Source organism: Luteitalea sp. (genome assembly GCF_022842525.1).
Taxonomy (GTDB): Bacteria; Acidobacteriota; Vicinamibacteria; order Vicinamibacterales; family Vicinamibacteraceae; genus Luteitalea.
Map to the genome: position 1 here is coordinate 1 of NZ_JALHPM010000041.1, position 20,555 is coordinate 20,555.

General features: G+C 70.5%; 6 protein-coding genes. All 6 read right to left on the minus strand.

From position 1 onward, the window contains the following. A partial coding sequence (locus Q0C41_RS10710; protein WP_291983599.1) for a hypothetical protein occupies positions 1-1,812 on the minus strand: 1,812 nt, incomplete at its 3' end. 8 nt (positions 1,813-1,820) lie between these two features. Continuing rightward, the gene (locus Q0C41_RS10715; RefSeq protein ID WP_291983601.1) at positions 1,821-15,950 is read right to left on the minus strand and encodes a PKD domain-containing protein; all 14,130 of its coding nucleotides are present in this window, start codon (positions 15,948-15,950) and stop codon (positions 1,821-1,823) included. 84 nt (positions 15,951-16,034) lie between these two features. Beyond that, the gene (locus Q0C41_RS10720; RefSeq protein WP_291983602.1) at positions 16,035-16,655 is read right to left on the minus strand and encodes a hypothetical protein; all 621 of its coding nucleotides are present in this window, start codon (positions 16,653-16,655) and stop codon (positions 16,035-16,037) included. Next, complete coding sequence (locus Q0C41_RS10725) at positions 16,646-17,185, minus strand: helix-turn-helix domain-containing protein (RefSeq protein ID WP_291983604.1); 540 nt, start codon at positions 17,183-17,185, stop codon at positions 16,646-16,648. Before Q0C41_RS10725 ends, Q0C41_RS10720 begins: the two co-directional genes overlap by 10 nt. Before the next feature lie 230 nt (positions 17,186-17,415). Further along, positions 17,416-17,970: a sigma-70 family RNA polymerase sigma factor gene (locus tag Q0C41_RS10730; protein ID WP_291983606.1), complete on the minus strand. Its 555-nt coding sequence runs from the start codon at positions 17,968-17,970 to the stop codon at positions 17,416-17,418. Position 17,971: 1 nt separating this feature from the next. Then, positions 17,972-20,521, minus strand: a complete 2,550-nt coding sequence (locus Q0C41_RS10735; RefSeq protein ID WP_291983608.1) for a serine/threonine-protein kinase — start codon at positions 20,519-20,521, stop codon at positions 17,972-17,974. Between the last annotated feature and the right edge of the window lie 34 nt (positions 20,522-20,555).

A 20,555-nucleotide genomic window follows, 5' to 3' on the forward strand; every position in this document is an offset into this window, starting at 1 on the left:
GGCGCGCGGTGCGGGTTCGCCGAGCGATACGCGCAGCCCGGTGGTCGCCGTCTGGATGGCACGGTCGATGACGACCTGCTTGGAGAACCGAATCAGATCGGGCGGCACCGCCGCGGTCGGGGCCGTGGCGACGGCCCAGGCGCGCCCGAGCAGGCCGACCATCGCCTCGCGCAGGGCCGGCGGCAGGCCGTTGGCTTCCTGCGGCAGCACCAGCGAGTCGGGCGAGAGCGGCACGCCGAGCTCGCCGATGGCGGTCTTGAAGAGGAAGCGTCCGTTGACGTTCTCGTTGCTGTCGAGCGTCGCCGCGGTCACGGTGCCGGTGCGCTGGGCGACCAGACCGTAGCTGACGGTGGCCGAGTCGCCCGGCCGCAGCATCTCGATGGCCTGGCTCGGCTCGGTGGTCAGCGTGGCGCCACTGATGTTGTTCCCGAACAGGTTCAGGCTGACGAAGTTGGCCGGGCTGTCCGACGTGTTGGTGACGGTCACGTCGAGCGTGTACGGCTCGCCGGCGTTGACCACGTCGGGATGGGTGAAGGTCAGCGTGAACGTCGGGTTGCGCACCAGCACCGCGCCGGCGGCGCGCCCGCGCACCGGGACGGGACCGACCGGCATGCCCTCGAGCGTGCCCGACAGCTCCATCTCGATGACGTGCGTGCCTTCGCGCAGGCCTTCCACGAGGAACTCGGCCGATCCGGTCTGCCCGGGGGACAGCACGAGGAGGTCGTCAGCGGTGCCGATCTGGCCGTCGGGGCCCGGCTGCAGTACGGGCTGTTCGGGGGCGATGCCGGCGGCGGTCCGCGCGAGGCGCAGGGGATCGTCGTTGGACCCGACGACGCGGTCCACGCCGGCGGGCAGCGAGATCGCCGCGCGGAGGTTGCGCACGTCGAGGCCCGACCCGGCCGGGGCGACGTTGCCAACCATCAGGGTGACGCTGAAGAACTGGTTGAGGAAGCCGATGTCGCCCGGGATGACGATGACGCCCGGGATGGGCGGCATCACCAGCGAGCCGCTGCTGGCCGCCTCGTCGAGGCGCAGCGTGAAGCCGACGACACTGAGGTTCGGGATGCGCGCCTGGATGCGCAGCGTATCCGGGATCAGTGTCTGGACGGTCCGCAGCAGCGGCACGTCGACGCCGGCGAGGTCGAGCACCGTCTTCGGATCGGTGACCGACAGCAGGTTCGGCAGCACCACGGGGAACTGGATGTCGATCTTGGTGCCGTCGCCGACGGCGAAGGCGGCCGTGAAGTCGTAGGCCTGGAAGCTGGTGCGGTCGTAGACGATGCCCTTCTCGCGGATCTCGTCGGCGGTGAGGGGGCGCGCCGACACCGAGGTCACGAGCAGCTGATCGATGACCTCGAGGCGCACCAGGTCGGGCGATCCGTAGAGGAGCACTTCCCCGTCGCTGACCAGGCGGATGTTCTCGAGGGTGTAGGTGCCGGCCCGGCTCATCGCCGGGATGTCGAATGGCGTGCCCGGGCGCGTGACGAGCTCACGCGGCGCGGCGAGACCGGGGCCGCGCAGGGTGGCGCGGACCTCGGCGCCAGGCGCGAAGGGCGGCAGGCTCTCGGGCGCGTTGCCGCCGGGGGCCTGCAGGAACGCGCTGACGATCGTCGCGTAGTCCTTCGGCACGGTCTGCGTCTCCGGGGTGACCCGGAGCACGAGACCGTAGACCTCGATCTCGGCGCGCGACAACACGCGCGCCGGCGTGGGCGCCGGGGCCTGGGCCGACGCGAAGGTCGGCACGAGGGCCAGGGCGACGGCGAGCGCGCCGGCCAACCAGGAACGACGGCTGCGCATCGGCAGGATTCCCATGTCGAGTCTCATGGCCGCACCACCGTCGCCTCACCGAAGGCGGTGCCGAGGTCGGAGAAGCCGACGATGTCCAACGTCGCCAACTGGCCCGGCAGCGTGACGGTCACCGTCAGGAGGCCGGTGCCGTCGGCCGTGACCTGATGCCCTGGCCGCGGTGACGCATCGACACCGCCGAAGCTCGCGGTCGAGGGGTCCACACCGGGCACCGCCACGTGCATCAGCGTGCCTGGAGGCAGTGGGCTGCCGTCGTTCATGCGCAGCCCGGAGGCGCGCAGCGTCACCGTGGTGGCGTCGCCGGTGCTCGACCAGCTGACCACCTGCCAGGTGAGCTTGCCGGCGGGCATGCGCGTGCCGAGCGTGTAGAGGCCCATGTCGCTCACGGTCGCCGTCACCCGGTTGGCCGTGGTGTCCACCGTGGCGCCCGCAACGAGATCCCAGTCACGCTGCGGGTTGTTCCAGCGATAGAGACCCAGCGTCGACTCGCTCACGCCCGTGAGCTCGGCCTCGTCGTATCCGATCGAGATCGTGACCGGTGCAGAGAGAGGGGCTGCCGCGACGAGACTGTAGAAGTCGCCGATGCCGTACTGCGGCTTGCCTGCGGGAGCGCTGTCGCCGTACCCGAGGTACGGCGTCGGCGTCGCTGGCGCTGCCGGACGTGGCGCAGCGGCCCACGACGCGACGTCGAGGTGGTTGAGGTCGGCCGAGGCCGTCGGCGTCACGCTCGCCTTGTCGCCTTTGTTGTACGACGCACTCCGCTTCTCCCAGCCCGCGCGCATCTGGGTGCCGAGACCGTCGTACAGCTTGTTGAGCTCGAGTTCGGCGATGTCGAGGAAGAGCTTCTCGCCGTCGGGGGGCGCGATGGCGATGGACGAATAGTCCTCCAGCAGGTACCCCGCGCCGCCGACGATGACACCGCGTGCGCTCGGATGCCACGACGCGTACTCGACGCGGAGCGGCGCGATCGAGAAGCCGATGGCCTTGGCCTTGGCCGCGATGCCGACACCGAAGTCGGTCTCGGTCGCACGCGCGCGCCGGACTTCCTCGTAGAAGGACGTCTTGGCCGGACTGCGGTTGACCGTCGAGGCCAGGAACACGCTGCGGATGAAGGCCACGAGCTGGTCGTAGAGCTGGTCGGCCGAGAACACCGACGGCTTCTCGGTCAGCAGGTCGCGCACGTCACCGCCGCCGAGCGCGTTCAGGAACTCGGTGGTGCGCACTTTCTGCGCATCGGAGAGCAACTGCACGAACACGGCGCCGCGTCCGATGGCCTGGTTGAGGATCCACTCGGCCTCGCCTTCGCCCTCGATGACGAAGTTGATGCGGTAGTCGTTGCCGCTGTCGGCGACGGGCGCGCCCCCCAGCGGGGTGAATCCGTAGGTCTTCTGCGTCCGGAAGCCGACCTCGAGCTTGGACACGCGATACACGGTCCGCCCTTCCTGGTCGACGGGTTTGGCAAAGACCCGGAAGCGGATGCCACCGTCGAACTTGCCGGTCTCGCTGTTGGAGAGGCGACTCTCGGCCCACTTCAGCAGTTCCTTGGCCTTCGCCTTGATCTCCGGCGCCTGGTTACCGGCGTCGATGTCGCCCGAGGCACGTTCGAAGCTGGTCGCATAGCTCGACTTCCAGTCGTACTTGCCGTCGATGTCGATGGTGTGGACCAGTTCCTGCACCGTCTCGTCGACCGCCGTCACCTTCAGCCGTTCGTCCTTCTCGTACCCGATGGCCATCGCCGCCGACCCTTCCGCGCTGGCGCTGAACAGGGGCGTCGTCTCGTTCTCCTTGCCGGCGGGGTTGGCCTTGTCCTGGCTCGTCTTGTCGACGAAGTCGATGCTGCCCTTGAAGCCGACGGCGTTGGCGGCGCCGTTGACGGCGAGCGCACCCACGCGGTTGGTGCGGTAGGGCCGATATGGGGCCTCCGCACCGTAGACCTGCTCGAGCACCAGCCTGAACAACGGGTCGCTGGCGATGGCGTCGAGCTCCCTGAAGGTCGCCGCCTCCGACTCGCTGACCGACGGGAACAGCAACGCCGCGAACGAGCCACGCTGCGCCGGCCCCCACGACGTCGGGTTGCCGGGGAAGAAGTAGCGGTAGGCCTGGGTCGCCGACGCCGAGCCCGTCAGATCGAGCTTGAGTCCCTCGGCTTTGCCCTGGTACTGCCCCCCGAACTCACCTGCCGCCGAGAAGCCCGGGAACCGGAACGAGCCGCTCACCCCGACGGCCGCCTTGCGCTCCCAGGTGATGTTCGCGAGGTCGTCTCCGGCACTGACATATGCCTCCCCGGTGCCCGCCGGGAACGTCTTCACCAGGCCCTCGGCTTCGATGCGCAGCCCACCGCCGAAGCTCGCCTCACCAGACGGCCCGAGGTTGAACATCTTCAGGCCCGCGGTGATGGCGCTGCCGGCCTCGATGGCCTGCGTGAACCGGAACGTGTTCAGGCCCTGGGCCTTGAACTCGAACGAGCTGCCGCACTGGGGCAGGAGGTCATTGACACGCTCGAGCTTCCACGTCTCTTCGCGACCGGGGACCGTCGGCACGGCGAGCCCGTCGATGGTGCGACCGTTGAGGGTGGTATCGATCAGCCCGTCGCTCCCGGACACATAGGTCAGGCCGCCGAGCGAGGAGTACTGGCCCGACACCACCACGCGGACTCCGACAGCGGGCTCACCGGTCACGGGGTGAATCGCCATGAAGTGGCGCACCGCGCGACCACCGCGCCCGACAGCTTCGGCCAGGGCATTGGGATCGGGCGACAGGGGCACGAGCATCGGCTCGCACTTGGCACTGATGCGCAGGAGGGACGCCGACGAGATCCCGAGGCGCGATGACGTGGCGGTGGCCACCGACTCGAAGTTCGTGGGGGTCGCCGGCATGGCCATCGCCACCTTGCGGACCGTGGTCGCACCGGGACCGATGTCGCCCACGTTGAGACACCACGCGGCGTTGGCGCTGCTCTGGGGGTCCTTGATCAGGGACGAGCACGCGAGCACGTCCTCCACCAGTGAAGATCCCGTGTTGGTGACCTTGATGTTCAGCTCGAACCTGGCGCCCAGGTACGCCTGCACCGGACTGGTCTTCTCCTTGCCATCCATGATCACGGACTGCGTCACCGTCAGCTGGGGCGACTTCAGGCAGTACGGATCGGGCGCCAGCAGCTGGGGATTGACCGGGCTGGGCGGCTCGGCCGGCAGGGGCGGTGCCGTGCCGGTGCCGGGGTCGAGGATGTAGTACTGCGCGCCGCCGACGTTGTTGGTGCGGTCGGCTTCGTTGGCCGATCGTTCCGGCAGATCCAGCGTGAACACGATGTACCCATTGGTGCCCGTCTTGCGCTGATCGACCTTCAGCGGGAAGGCATCCACGGACCGGCTGTTCGGCTGCGGGACGTAGGCGCCCGTGGCACCGTCGCGGTAGGCCGGGTAGATCAGCGCGCCACCATTGAGATTGAGCGCGAGCCGGCATCGATCGACGAGTGCCGGATCGGGGTCCTCGCCCTCGGCGGGCTCGCCAACGCAGGCCAGCGCCGGCGCTTCGCCCTGGTCGGCCACGTACGCCCGCAGGTAGACGTGAGGCGCGCTCATGAAGCCGCGGTTGTACACCTTGGGCTTCACGGTGAACTTGGTGCCGGCGCGCTCTTCCTCGTTCCACTCCTGCAGGAACTTGTCGATGCGGCCCCCCGGCGTCTCTGGCGGCGGTCCCTCGCGAACGCCCTCGGCATACTCGCGGTTGGCGAGGCGCTCGGCCGCACGCCGATCGCCGCCCACCGTCGCCGCATAGATGGGATAGGTCTCCTGCTTCACCCGCATGACGAAGTTGTGCACCTGGGCGATGAACGCGTCGGCCTCCGCTTCCGTGAGGATCGGCTGTTCGTCGGCCTTCACCCGATAGAACTTGCTGATCAGCTCGATGTCCGGCCGCGTGAAGAAGGGCGTTGGCAGGCTGAGGCTGCGGACGGCCGTGGCCGCGACGTACTCCTCCATCGAGCCGCACGACTTGGCCGGCCAGCTGGTTGGGTCCTGACCGGGCTGGTAGACGAGGCAGGCATTCTCGCGGAACACCAGCAATCCGTTGCCGGGCCCCTCGCGGGTCACGTCGAGGAACAGCCGGTTGGCATCCGGATCGGCGACGATGCGTGCCGCGGCGGCGCGGATGCCGGCCTTGGCAGCGGTGTGGAACTGCTTGACGTACAGGTCATTGAACGTCGATCGCTCGTCGGCCGCACCCTTGAAGCGGACGTAGGCCTTGGCTTTGGCGAGCATGAACTGCATGAGCACGCCCCACTCGTAGCCTTCCACTTGAGGAATGCGCGTCACGGTGCGGAACCGCTCGAAGCGCGACTCGAAGTCGTCCTCGTCGACCATCACGGCCGCATAGGCGGTCCTGTAGCCCTCGGTGCCGCGCAGGTCGACGCCATAGGCCTCGGTGAGGTGCTTCATCACCAGCAGCTGACGGCCCATCGCCAGGTCGTTGTCGACGTCGCCCGGCAAGCCCTCGATGGTGCGCTCGAGGCGGTACTCCATCGAATCGAAGTCGGCGACGTAGTTGGGGATGAAGGAGATGTCCTTGAACACCAGGCCCGACTCACCGACCGGCTTCGGCTCCTCCGTGTACGGGTCGGTGAAGGGGTAGGTCAAGGCCGCCACGACACAGCCGGCGAGCAGGACCTTCTTCGGCGTACCCTCGCCGTCCCAGTCCGGATCGTTGACCTCACGCTGATACCAGTCGTCCGGCATGAACGTCGAGATGTCGTGGTCGCTGACCAGGGGCTGGTAGTTGGAGCCGCAGGCCCGCACCGGATCGGCGGACCACAGGCACCCTGAGCTGCCCGACTCAATCAGCTTCAGCTTGCTGACGTCGAAGCCCTCGCAGCGCTCCTCCGCGCGACGCAGCCCGAGCACCACGCCGCGCTTGATCGCGGCCAGCTCCTTCTGCAGCACGTCGCCGAGATCGCCCGAGACAACGCTCTTGGCCTTCTTGTCGAGGTCGGCGGTCAGCTCCACGCCGAGGTCGCAGCAGCGGTCGGCGATCAGCCAGGTGTCCAGGCCGGTCGGCGTCGGGATGTAGAGCAGCCCCGCCTGCTTGTCGAGGCGCATGCCGTTGGCACCCGCCGGGAACTGCCGGCGGAAGATGACGCGGGGATCGGTCCCTTCGGCTGGCGGGTCGATCTCGCCACGCGCCAGATCGACGATGTGCAGAAACGAGCCGACCGACTCATCGACAATGGCGATGACGCGCGATCGCTCCTCATCGATCTCGATCTGCTTGACGACGCCGCCCAGTGTCACGCTGAACAGTGCCGTCGGCGCGGTCGTGCCGTCGGTGCGCGCCAGGCGCACGACATGGACCCCCTCGTGCGTCCCGACGACGGCCACGTCGCCGCGTTCGTCCGGAGTGACCTGGCCGTCGCGATTGATGTCGATGGCGACGGCCCGACCGACGGCGACCGAGCGGGGCGCGAACGGCAGGCCCAGCTGCCCCACGAGATCGAGCGACGCCCCGAGTTGCGCCAGGAAGGTCCGCCCCTCCGGAGTCCGGGCGACGGCCACGACCCCCTCGCCGTAGCCGGCGATGTCCACCACACCGGTCAGCGGATAGGCATTCTCGGTACGCTCCAGCAGCGCGCCGATGTTGCGGCCCACGTCGGCCGACATGACACCGAACTTCTCGACGGCGACAATCGCCCGCACACCGTCTGCCGTCTCGTGAAGCACCACGTTGCGGGCGTACCCGATGCCGCGAACAGTGGTGTCCAGCGGATTGAACGTCGACACGTTCTTCGTCAGCGGCAGGCCACCGACCTCCTGGAGCTGCCCCGGCTCGGTGGCTCGGAAGAACGTCAGCGCGCTGCGCGTGACGTCGAACATCGTCGTCGCGACGAGCATCTGCTTGCCGTCGCCGAGCGCCGGGATCTTGTCGGTCTCGATTGCCGCGATGCGCTGCAGGCTCGGCGCGCTCGAGGCGCGACCGCGGGCCGCCAGCGTCCCCGGGTCGGTCCCGTCGAACCACCGCACGTTGTCGACCTGACCGCCGAGCACGGTGAACAGATGGCGCCGCCGCGTGGTGCCATCGTCACGGAACAGCCACGCCGTGTCCTTGAAGATGAGGGCGGGTTCGCCGCCGGTCGTCACCCCCAGCGAACGGGGCGTGAAGGTCGTCACCTGGAAACTGACCGTCTCTTCGAAGACGTTGCCGGCCAGGTCCCGGGCCCCGTTGTCTCCGCCAATCACCTCGACGGTGTAGCGATTGTCGAGGTCGAGCGGCACGTCAGGCACGAAGGTGAGCACGCGGTTCTGGTCCGAAATGCGCACCTGTCCCTTCACGATCTGCGTCCCGTCACGGACGATGACTGCGTTGCGCAGGGACGCCGGGTTCATCGACTCCGAGAAGCGGAACGTCAGCAGTCCCGCCGGGTCGAAGGTGTCCATGCGCGTCGGCGCGGCGAGCAACGTCGGGGCGACAGTGTCGTCGGTGAGCGCAGGAAGTTCGACCGGCTCGTCACGCGGCGGCGCTTGCCCGAAGATCGTCCGCAGGACCTGACTGGTGTTGACGTTGCGCAACACGTAGCGCACCGTCGGCAGCTGCAGCGCGAAGGGCGGCCGCGTGTCGTACTCGGTGATGACGGTGTAGTTGGCGCCTTCGATGCCGTCGAAGGCGAACTCGAGACCGCCCTGCACGATGCGATCGGGCGGCACCACGATGGGAGTGAAGCCGGGAATGTCGGAGGTCAGCGTGAACTTCGTGCGGGCGGGCCCGCTCACGGTGCCCATCTCCTCGCGGGTCGGGTCGATGGTGCCTGGAGTCGCGCGCAGAACCAGATTGCCAGGCCCCACCGCCTGCACGGCCAGGAACGGCACGTCGCGCTTGCCGTCCAGCACGCCCAGGATTCTCGAGACGGCCTTGACCGTGTACGTCTCGCCATCGCCCCCACCGGGGACGTTGACCGTCATCAACTGGTCGCGCACCGGCATGGTCGAGGACCGGTTGGCGCGGAGGGCCACGACCTTGAACGAGGTCACCGGCACGTCGACATCCGCGGGATCGACGACGAGCGTGACCGGTTCGACCTTGTTCGCCGTCTGGGTGCCCAGCGGGTCTCCGGCTGCCGCGTCCAGGACGAAGTCGACGATCTGCCGATCGATATCGCCCAGATCGACAAAGGCATTCGGCTGGTTGTAGCGAGTCGATCGGACCCGCTTGCCATCGGCGTTGCCCGGCCCCACGGCGTAGACCACGAACGCATCGTCCTTGAAGCCGAACACCCGCAGGTGGAAGGGGGCGACCTTGCGGTCGAACCGCACGGGCGTGTCGCGCCGGCTCGACGTCACTTCGATGGCCACATCTTCGGGCCGCAGGTCCGTGCCCGACACGGTGATCCGCGTCGAGTTGGGCGTGATCGACATCCGTCCGACGAACGCCGGGAAGCAGATCGACCGCGGCAGCTCCGTGGAGAACGCCGCGTAGGGAATGGCGATCGGCGACCCCTGGAACACCTCCATGGTCATCTTCAGCTTGTAGCGACCGTCGGCGTACATCTGGGCGTAGTTCAGGCCGTACGGCACGACCGACTTGAGCAGGCCGTACGTGGCGGCGGCCGTCACACCCGGACACGGCGGCGACGCCGTCGTCAGACGCCCGTCGCGGTACTTGACCGTGTCGACGACGTTCATCGCCCACTCGCCACCGGCGAAGATCGATTCGGTCAGCACCCACTGGTCGGTGGACTTGTCGGTCGGCGCGGCCGGCCACGAGACGTCGATGTACTGCTGCGGCGTGGCGCCGTCGAAGTCGAGACTGATGGCCTTCTCGAACGAGAAGTTCTCTGCCTCGGCCGGCGTCAGCTGGCGCGGGAACTCCCGCACCGGCAGCGCCTTCATCGTCACCACGGTGCCGCCGGGGAACGTGCCGGGCTTGACCGTCGCGCGCGTCCCCTCGGGCCCCTCGACCACGCCGCCTGCCTCGGCCACGACCTGCGAGATCGATCCGTCGGGATTGACCTGCCGCAACGTCTCGATGTCGACGGTGGTGGTGTTGCCACTCGGCTCGACGATCCGGACACGCAACCGATCGCTGACCGATGCCAGCAGGCCGGTGGCGAAGCTGCCATCGGCGTTGACGAGCGCGAACGCCGATGTGCGGCGCGTCAGGTTCTCGGCGAACACCTGGTAGCCCACCGCTGCAGATCCCTGCGAGCCACGCACGGTCACCCGGCCGCCGGCATCGGGCACCGATGCGGTGATCGTGCCGGCCGGCGGCACCTCGGGCCCGTTCTGATCGAGGGTGTCGAAGGTGCTCGACACCACCGCCGCCATCCCGTTGCCGACCAGGTCGGTGATCGAGGCGGCCAGCGTCAGCACGTAGCGGGACGCGACGCTCAACGGCGCCACGGGACGCACCTCGAGCACCGTGCCCCCACGCGTCAGGGCTGTCGTCACCGGCACCTCGACGTCGCCGGGGCCGACGAGACGGACCGCCACGGTCAGGCTCGCAGCCTGCACGGCTTCAGAGAAGGTGACCGTGATCGGGTCGTCGACGAGTACGCCGCGCGCCCCATCGGCCGGACGCAGCGACGTCACCGTGGGCGGCACAGGCAGCACCGTGAGCGTCAGCGGCGTCACGACCTGCGCCAGCAGGAACGCCGGGCGCTCGCCGCGGTCGCCCCGCACCTCGTCTGCGGCCGCGAGCACCACCGCGCCCGTCGGCGCCGCCACGAAGTACGCCCCTGCAGCCGAGGCGACCGACACGACGGGGAACGTGCCGGGCGTGACCACCGCTCCAGGCAGCGACCGACCCACCGGATCGACGACCAGACCCGCGGCGAAGCCGAGGGGAGCGGAGGCCTGCAGCAACACGTACGTCCCGCCCATGCGCACACCGGGCAGGCCCGTCGGGACACCGCTGGCCGCCAGGGTGACGCGCACGCGATCACCCGACGGCTCAATCAGACCCGCCAGTTCGTAGCGCGTCCGTCCGTTGATCTCGCGCACGCGCGCCAGCACGACGCGTGACGCGTCGATCAGGCCAGCCGGGCGCGGCAGGCTGAGACCCGCCGGCTGCGTGAGGCCAGGAAGCACGACCTCGATCGCCTCGAGCGCGGTCACGCCCGACGGCACGGGCGGCAGCGTGTCCACGGCCACACGGCGCACCGCGACCTGCGAGGCCATGTCGATGGCCCCAGCGGGCACCTCGAGCGCGACGTCGTTGTCACCCGTCACGGTGCCGCCATCGCCGCCGACGATGCCGCCGCCCGACACCTCTGGCGTGCGGAGCTCGACGGCGATCACGCCACGCTGCAACAGCACGGCGTCGAAGGCGCGGGTCGGCCCGACGGGCACCTGTGCCGACACGGTCAGCGGGGTGGCGGGCTGCTGGTAGAGCACCACATCCTGCAGGCGAGCGAGCGGCTGCCACTCCTCACCGTCGAGGAAGCGGTAGGACTCGACCAGTCGCACCTGCAGCGGCAGGCCGCTGGTCAGCGCCGCATCCGTCGTCACCTGGCCGGTGACGAGCGACAGCGCCTCGGGCGATGCGAAGAGCACGCGCGGATCTGGCGTCACCGCGCTCTGAAGCGCCGCGGGCACGTCCGCGCGGTCGACGCCGAGCAGCAGTGCGTTGGTCACCGCCACAGGCGGCGGCACCGGCTGGGCATCGGCGAGCACCAGGACGTACTGCCCACCGCTGGTGATGGCGTGCTCGAGGACGCCACTCGACAGCGTGACGGCCGTCGAGACCACGCGCCACGACTCGGCACCGACATCCCAACGGACGAGCGCCAGCGACCGTCCGGTCAGCGGCGTAGTCTGCCCCGTCAGCAGCCGCAGGACCGCGGGCACCACGAACGCCTGGGTCTCCGGGCCGATGTGCGCACCACCGAGTGGCGTCCAGCCGGCCGGCAGCAGGCCGGTCAGGCCCTGACCAGACACCGCCGCGAAGGTCAGCGACGTGTTGCCGACGACTCCACCCGCCGGAAGATCGAGCTGGGCAACCTGTCCGCCCAGGCGCTGACCGGCCGCAGGCGTGACCGGGACGGCGAGCCCCACAGGCGTCAGCCTGGCATCCAGCACGGGGACGATACCGGTCGCGGCCACCTCCACCAGGCGCAGCGCGCCGACGTAGCCGTCGCGCTCGACGATCACGCGAGCGTCACCGGCCGGCAGGTCGGCCTGGTAGCGGCCTTCGGCATCGGTACGAAGCTCGCGACGGTACGCCGCCGCCGACCCGGGCAGTCCTCCGAGGATGGTGATCCGCGCGGCCCCCACCGGGAGCCCGGTGCGATCGTCAATCACCTGCCCGGTGACGAGCCCGATGCTCGTCGTCGGCCGCGCCACGATCTCGATCGACGCCGTGGCCTCCGAGGCGTTGCCCGAGAGGTCGCGAGCCCGTGCCTTCACCGGCAGCGACGTGCCCACAGGGAGTTCGGGGACGACGAAGTCGGTGGTCCACGGCGCGGCCGTCGCTTCGCCGATCGCTAGGCCGAACGTCGAGAAGGTCACGTCGGCGACACCGCCAGAGTCCGTCACCACGGCCTCGAGGCGCACGGTGGCGCCAGACGAGGCCGTCGCGGGTGCCGTCAGCGACACCACGGGCGCGGTCGTGTCCGCATCGGCCGAGACCTGAACGATCCGCGTGACGGAGGCGCGATTGCCGGCGCCGTCCACCGCGTCGGCGCGCACGGAGATCGGCCCTGCCGGACGGGCGGGCGGCACGACGTACATCAGTTCGTAGGGCGCCGCCGTGACGACGGCGGACGGTACCTCGTCGACGAAGAACTCGACCTGTCCGATCCCGGATTCGTCGGTGGCGACGGCGAGTGCCGTCACCGTGCCGCCCGGCACCGTGGCCTCGGGCACGCGGAGGTCCAGCGTCGGTGACTGCACGTCGGGCGTCAGCGCAATCTCGATGACGGCTTCGTCCTCGCCGATGCGACCCGCAGCATCGCGCGCCGTCGCGCGGACGCGCACCCGCTGCCCGGGCGAGGCCACTTCCGGCAGCGTGACCGTGATGCCGTACGGCGTGGCGGTCTGGGGTTCGCGCTCGGCGCCGTCCACCACGAAGGTCACCGCGGTCACGCCGATGTCGTCGGACACCCGCGCCGTGATGCGGACGTCCTGCCCAGGCAGTGCACGTGCTGGGGCATCCAGCGTGATCACCGGGGGCAGGAGATCGCCGCCTTCGCCGGGGACCACCGTGACGACGAGCGTGTCGCTGCCGACCAGCTCGCCATCGCTGGCCGTCAACTCGAGGACGTACCGCCCCGGCATGCCGAACGACGCCGTGGTCGTGGCGCTGCCAGGCGCCGCGAAGGCGACCGGCGACGGGCCGAGCGCCGACGACCACTGGATGGCCAGCGCGGCCCCATCCGGCAGGCCGTCGTCGGTGACGACGCCCGCCAGCGGCAGCGGCGTGCCCATCACGACGCGCGCGTCGGTGCCGGCATCGACGCGCGGCACCGTGTTCAGCGGCGGCGCGGGATCGACCACGACGCTGACGACGGCCGCGGCGGTCAACTCGCCGTCGCTCGCCGTGGCACGGAGTTCATACGTCCCGGGCAGCGAGAAGGTCACCGGCGAGGTCAGGGCCGCAGGCGCGGCGAAGACCGCCACGCCCGGCCCGGCCACCTGGGACCACGCAATCGCCGGCGGCGTCGGCGTCGGCAAGCCGTCGTCGGTCGCCGTGGCGCGCAACGTTGCGACCTGCGGCAGCGTGATGCGCGGCTCGGCGGTCACCGTCACGGTCGGTGCCCCGTTGGTCGGCGGCGGCGCGGCAGCGACGACGATCGTCACCTCGTCTGCGCCGGTCAGGACGCCGTCCGTCGCGGCGGCGCGGAAGATGTACGTCCCGGGGACGCTGGCCGTGGCCGTAGTCGTGCTGCTGCCAGGACTGGCAATCACCGCGACACCCGGGCCCGAGCGCTGGCTCCACGTGACCACGAGTGACGCCGGCGCCGGGCGGCCATCGTCGGTCGCGGTGGCGGCCAGGGTGATGGCTGCCGGCAGCGTGACCGAGGCATCCGGGCCCGCGTCGACCAGAGGGGCCGTGTTCGGTGGCGGGGGGGCGGCACTGACCGTGATCCGCACCTCGTCGCTGTCGACGAACTCGCCGTCGTTGGCCTGCAGCCTGAACACGTACACGCCAGCGTTAAGGAACGTGATGGCCGACGATGCGAGCGTGGGAGAGACGATGCCGGCCGGCGCCGGTCCTGACACCTGCTGCCACAGCAGCGTGAGCGTGCTGCCGACCGGCAGACCGTCGTCGCTCACCTGCCCGGCCAGCGTGACGCCGTCCGGCAACGTGACCGAGCGGTCCGGCCCCGCATTCACCGTGGGCATCCGATTGAGTTCCGTCGGCGGGGGATCGCCCCCGCCATCGGCGTTGACGGTGACGGTCACCGTGTCGCTGCCGCTCAGCGCGCCATCACTCGCCGTCAGGCGCAGCACGTAGGTGCCCGCCGCCGAGAACGTCGCACTGGTGCTCGCACTGGTCGACGCCGCGAACGTCGCCGTGCCGGGGCCGCTCACCTGCGCCCACGCATACGTCAAGGTGCTGCCCACCGGCAGCCCGTCATCGGTGGCCGAGCCGCTCAGCGCGGCCGCCGCCGGCAGCGTGATGCTCTGATCCGGCCCCGCGTTCGCCGTCGGCGCGAGATTGGTCTGCGGCGCGTCGGTCACCGTGATCGTGACCGTGTCGCTGCCGCTCAGCGCGCCGTCGCTCGCCGTCAGCCGCAGCACGTACGTGCCCGCCGCCGAGAACGTCGCACTCGTGCTCGCACTGGTCGGCGCCGCGAACGTCGCCGTGCCCGGGCCGCTCACCAGCGCCCACGCATACGTCAGCGTGCTGCCCACCGGCAGCCCGTCATCGGTCGCGCTACCCGCCAGGGCCGCCGCCGCCGGCAGCGTGATGTTCTGATCCGGCCCCGCGTTCACCGTCGGCGCGAGATTGGTCTGCGGCGCGTCGGTCACCGTCACGGTCACCGTGTCGCTGCCGCTGAGGGCGCCATCGCTCGCCGTCAGGCGCAGCACGTAGGTGCCCGCCGCCGAGAACGTCGCGCTGGTGCTCGCGCTGGTCGGCGCCGCGAACGTCGCCGTGCCGGGGCCACTCACCTGTGCCCAGGCGTAGGTCAGCGTGCTGCCCACCGGCAGCCCGTCATCCGTCGCGCTGCCCGTCAGGGTCGCTGCCGCCGGCAACGTGATGCTCTGATCCGGACCCGCATTCACCGTCGGCGCGAGATTGGTCTGCGGCGCGTCGGTCACCGTCACGGTCACGGTGTCGCTGCCGCTCAGCGCGCCATCGCTCGCCGTCAGGCGCAGCACGTAGGTGCCCGCCGCCGAGAACGTCGCACTGGTGCTCGCGCTGGTCGGCGCCGCGAACGTCGCCGTGCCTGGGCCACTCACCTGTGCCCACGCATACGTCAGCGTGCTGCCCACCGGCAGCCCGTCATCGGTCGCGCTGCCCGTCAGGGTCGCTGCCGCCGGCAACGTGATGCTCTGATCCGCGCCAGCATTCACCGTCGGCGCAACGTTGGCCGGTCCACGGACTACGACAGCCATCCCGGTGTAGCGGGCCAGCAGGCCAGAGGCGGAGACATCGAGGGTGCGCGCGCCGACTGTGGCCGTGGTCGCCACGGCCACCCTGGCCACGAGTCGCGTCGGCGACTCGACGACCACGGACTCCACCTTGATGCCCGAGCCGAGTGCCACGCGCGTGCGGGCGACGAACGCCGTCTCCGCCGACCCCGTCACGACCAGATCACGCGTCTCGCCCTGCTGCAGTTCGGTCACCGATGGCGTCAGGCTGATGATGCGCACCGTGGACGTCGTGCTCTGCTCGCCGCTGACGGTGTTGACCACACGCACCGCGGCCGGCCCGTCAGGCAGGCTCGGCACCAGGACCGTCAGTCGTCGCGTCCCGCGCTTCTCGTTGACGGTGGCGACCGCGTTGGCCCGCACGGTCACCGAGCTGCCGTTCTGTGGCGTGAACACGACCTCGTTGGCCGCTGCCGTCGTGGCGAAGCCCGCTCCCGTCAGATTGACGAGCACCCCCACCGACACACGTCCCGGGTCCACCTTGGTCAGCGCCCCGGCACGCAGGGCGGCGTCGCGCGTTCCTGGACCCGAGGCGAGTCCGAGCGCCATCAGGACGGCAACCACCCAGGTTCGTCGGCGGCGGGCAGTGTGGGGGACAGCGTGCGTGTGTGTGCTCATTGCGCGGGAGGGAAAGCGAGGGCGAAAAGGTCAGGCGCGAGAGGCGGACGCGCGTGCGCGGCGAACCGCGCCAAGCAGCGCCACGGCCACGAGCACCGACACGGCCGGCTCGGGCACGCCCGGCGGCGCGAACTCGACGTCGGCAGCAGCCGTGCGGCCGATGAGTTCGCACGTGGGGCTTTCGACGAGGCAATCGGGGTCGACCACCGGGTCGAGCGGCACGAGGATGTCGACGAAGCAGCCGTCGCCGTTGTCACCGGGCTGACAGGTGCGGAGTGACGCCACGAGTGCCTGCCCACGGAAGACCAGGGACAGCGTGACGCTGCGCACCTCGCCGAACGCCGTCGTCACATCGCCGAAGCCCGGGGTGAACCACACGTCGTCCACCGCCAGCGAGTCGAGGCTGTAGGTGGTGATCGCCGCGAGGTTGCTGTCGAACAGCTGCAGCGTGAGCTGCTCGAAGGCATCGCCGCCCGCCAGTTCCGGGAACAACGCACTGTCGTTCCACACCGTCAGGCTCATGCCGAAGGCGGGGGTGTCGTCGCCAGAGAACGAGGCGATGGCCAGCGGTGCGGCGCTCGCCGCTGGCGCGAGGATGGCCAGCAGCAGGGCGGTCAGGGAGGCGACGAGCGAACGGTGAATCATCGACATGCGCGGGAGTCCTGTGCGGAAACGAGGGAGGTATCCGAATCGGTCGCTGACAGAGCAAGCGCGTTGCCAGCACTGGTGCTGGCGGCCTCGCTCGACCGATTCAGGATTTGCCCAGCCACCGGGGCAAGGGCGGAGGCCGCATGCTCGCGCCAGATGCGCTGCACGGTGGCGGCACTCGCGCCGACGTGCGCCGCGAGCCGACGGACGGTCCACGTGCCGTGCGGCGCGTGGCGCAGGGCGTCCACCACACGGGCCACATGCGTGGCGTTGCGTCCGGGGCGGCGACCACGACCGGGGCGATCACGCAGCAAGGCCTCGGGACCACCGGCCGCGAAGCGCCGTTCCCACCGGCCCACGGTCTCGCGCGACACCCCGAGCACACGCGCCGCACTCACCTGGCTGTGCCCCTCGAGCAGTAGAAGCACGATCTGGCTGCGAAGCACGAGGCGATGCGCCACGGTCGCCGCGCGTGACCACTGCTCGAGCCGCGCGCGGTCGGCCGCGGTGCACGACAGGCGAGGCAGCGCCACCTTGTCGGCGCCAGCCTGATAGCCTGTTTCCTGAGTCAGCCGGCGAGTCGCCCCGACGACAGCGGGCTCCCGGAGGTCATTAGTTTGTGAATTCATGGACATTTGTCTACCGCTGGCGAAGAACAACGTTCCTCGCGCTCAAGTAGACAAAGCGCAAGAATCAGCCAGACGGGGCCAGCCCCGGGGAGAATCGGGAGGTGGAGGCAGGAATCGGAGGCGGACGCTGGGCGTCAGCGTGCGTCGAGGCGTGCCAGTTCGCGGCGCAGCCAGGCGCGCGCCATCTGCCACTCACGCTTGACCGTGCGCGTCGACACATCGATCAGGGCCGCGGTCTCGTCGACCGTCAGCCCGCCGAAGAACCGCAGTTCGACGATGCGCGCCTGCCGCTCGTCGAGCAGGGCGAGGCCATCGAGGGCTTCGTCGAGGGTGACCAGATCGACGTCGACACCAGTGCCGGCAGGCACGTCGATGTCCTCGAGGGACACCCGAATCTCTCCGCTGCCACGCTTGACGGCCTTGCGCGCCCGCGCATGGTCCACCAGGATGCGTCGCATGGCGCGGGCGGCGACGGCGACGAAATGCGCACGGTCCTGCCATTGACGGTCGGGCAGATCCGCGAGCCGGAGGAAGGCTTCGTGGACGAGCGCCGTCGGCTGCAGGGTGTGATCAGTCCGCTCACCCTTGAGCGCGGCGGCGGCCAGACGACGCAGTTCGTCGTAGACCATCGGGAACAGGCGCGCCGCCGCCTCGTCATCGCCCGGAGGGACCGCCTCGCGCGCCGCCACGTCAGGGCGCCCCCGGCACGTCGCATCGTGCGAGGCGCCCCGCGATCGTGGCCGCCGCCTCGCCGGTCACGCCACAGCCTGCCGCCGCGGGGCGACGACGCAGGCCATCGGCCTCGCGCCACGTTCGGCACGCATCCGCGGTGGCACGCCCCATCGACGTCAGTTCGCCGACCAGGTCGGCCACGCGTGCGGCGTCACACGGCGCCTGCGCGCTGCCGGCATCGCGGTCGGCCAGCGCGCGGTGCGCGCCCAGGGCCGCGCGCAGTTCGGTGATCGCGTCGGCGCGTTGGCCGAGATCGCGCAGCATGTCGGCGAGGTGCTCGCGACTGATGGCGACGCTGCGCGCCGCATTGGCGTTGGCCGCATCGAGCTGCGCGAGGCGCTCGAAGCGGGCCAGCGCGCCGCGCGCGTGTCCGACGGCCGCCTCGAGCTGGCCGCTGCGCTGCGCGACGTTGGCCAGCTTCTCGTACGCGATGGCGAGGTCGCGTTGCATTTCGACGTGGACCGGTGCCGCCGCTGCGAGCGCCTCGCGAATGGCGAACGAGGCCCGGTAGGCCGCGCCGGCCTCGGACCAGCGCGCCGCCTGCTGGTGGATCGAGCCGATGCGTTCGTGAGTCAGCCCGACGTAGCGACGGACGCGCAGGTCGTCGGGCGTGGCCGTCAGCAGGGGGCCGATGATCGCCAGCGCATGGTCGTACTGCGCCATCGCGGCCTCCGTGCGTCCGAGATTGGGCAGGTTGGGGTTCCCGAGCAGATCGCCGAGCTTGATGTGTGCGATGACGACCTGCAGGCGATCGTCGGCCGTGACGCCTGGCAGCGTGGCGAGGTGCGTGAACCGCGCCGCCGACGCCTCCGCGTGCGACAGCGCGGCGGACTTGTTCCCCATCCACGCCAACACGTCGCCCAGGCGGCGGTGCGCCAGCGCAAGGGTCCGCGCGGCTTCGATGTCGGTCGCGTCCCTCGCCAGCAGCGCGGAGGTGATGGCGATCGCCCGCGTGTAGCTGGCCCGTGCGCCTGTCGAGTCCCCGAGGTTGGGGCTCGACGGGTTGCCCTGTGCGTCCCCCACCTTGACGAACCCCGCCGCCAGTTCACGCCGCAGGGACGGATCGGGCCCCGCTTCACTCGCGAGCCGCTCGAGGTACGCGTTGCCGGTCCGCACCATCAACGCCCGCGCATCGGTCGTCCCCGGCACGTTGAGGATGGCGTCGTGGACATCGAACATGAAGACGCGCGTCATCGCCCGCAGGTCGTCGAAGCGGCGCTCCGCGCGCGCCCGCGCCTCGCGGGCGATCGACGACTGGCGGACGATGGCGCCGAGGCCGGCCGCCCCCAGCACGAGGGCCGCCACGCTCGCCGCCACCCCGACGCGGTGACGCGCCACGAAGCGACGGGCGACATAGAGCGCCGTCCGCGGCCGGGCCTGCACCGGCCGCGCCTGCAGATGGCGCGTGATGTCGTGGATCAGCTCGTCGACCGTCTGATAGCGCTGGGCAGCATCCGCCTCGAGCGCATGCAGCGTGATGGCGTCCAGATCGCCAGCGAGGCGGCGACGCAGCGCCGACGGCGTCAGGCGACGCCTGTCAGCGCGCGTCGTGGCGTCCGCGTCGTCGATGCGCTGACTCGGCGGCACGTGCCGCATCGCGGCCAGCCGCGCTGCCATGTCGGCACGCGCCTCCGTGCCGAGCCGGTACGGCAGCACGCCGGTCAACAGGAGGTACAGCAGCACGCCGAGCGCGTAGACGTCCGAGGCCGTGGTCACCAGGTCGCCCCGCACCTGCTCCGGGCTCGCGAACTCGGGGGTGAGTGCCCAGGTGGTCAGCGCGGCGAGGAGGTCCCGGCGCGAGGCCGCAGGGGTCCCGTCGGTCAGCGTGGCCACGCCGAAGTCGAGCAGCTTCGGTGAGCCATCTGCCATGACGAGGATGTTGTCCGGCTTGATGTCGCGGTGCACCACCAGGTTGCGGTGCGCGTACTGCACGCCGCGGCAGATGCGGAGGAACACCGTCAGCCGCTCCTTGATCGTCTGCCGTCGCGCGTCGCAGTACTGATCGACCCGAACGCCGTCGACCAGTTCCATGACGAAGTACGGCGCGCCTCCCGGCGTCGTCCCGCCGTCGAGCAGTCGCGCGATGGCCGGATGGTCCAGGCGGGCCAGCGTCTCGCGCTCCTGCTGGAAGCGGGCGACGGCGGCCGGTGATCGCCCGAAGGCCCCGATCACCTTCAACGCCACCGACCGCTCGAAGGCGGCGTCGGCGCGGATCGCGCGATACACCACGCCCATGCCCCCGGCGCCGATGCGCCCCTCGATGCGCCACGCGCCGAGGGTCACGCCAATCAGGTCCTCGACGGGTGGGGCGGCGGCGGTGAAGGGGGCGGCAGCCGACGTCTCGAGGAAGTCGGTGTCGGGCACGTGCCACTCGAGCAGCGACCGCACTTCGTCCAGCACGGGGCCGGGCGGCACGCGCGCGAGCCAGGCGTCCCGGTCCGCCCCGTGTCGCTCGGAGGCTTCCTGGAACACGCGACGGACTTCCGACCATGTATCCGACGTACTCATGCGAAGGCAGCACAAGCATAGCCACAGAGCGGGG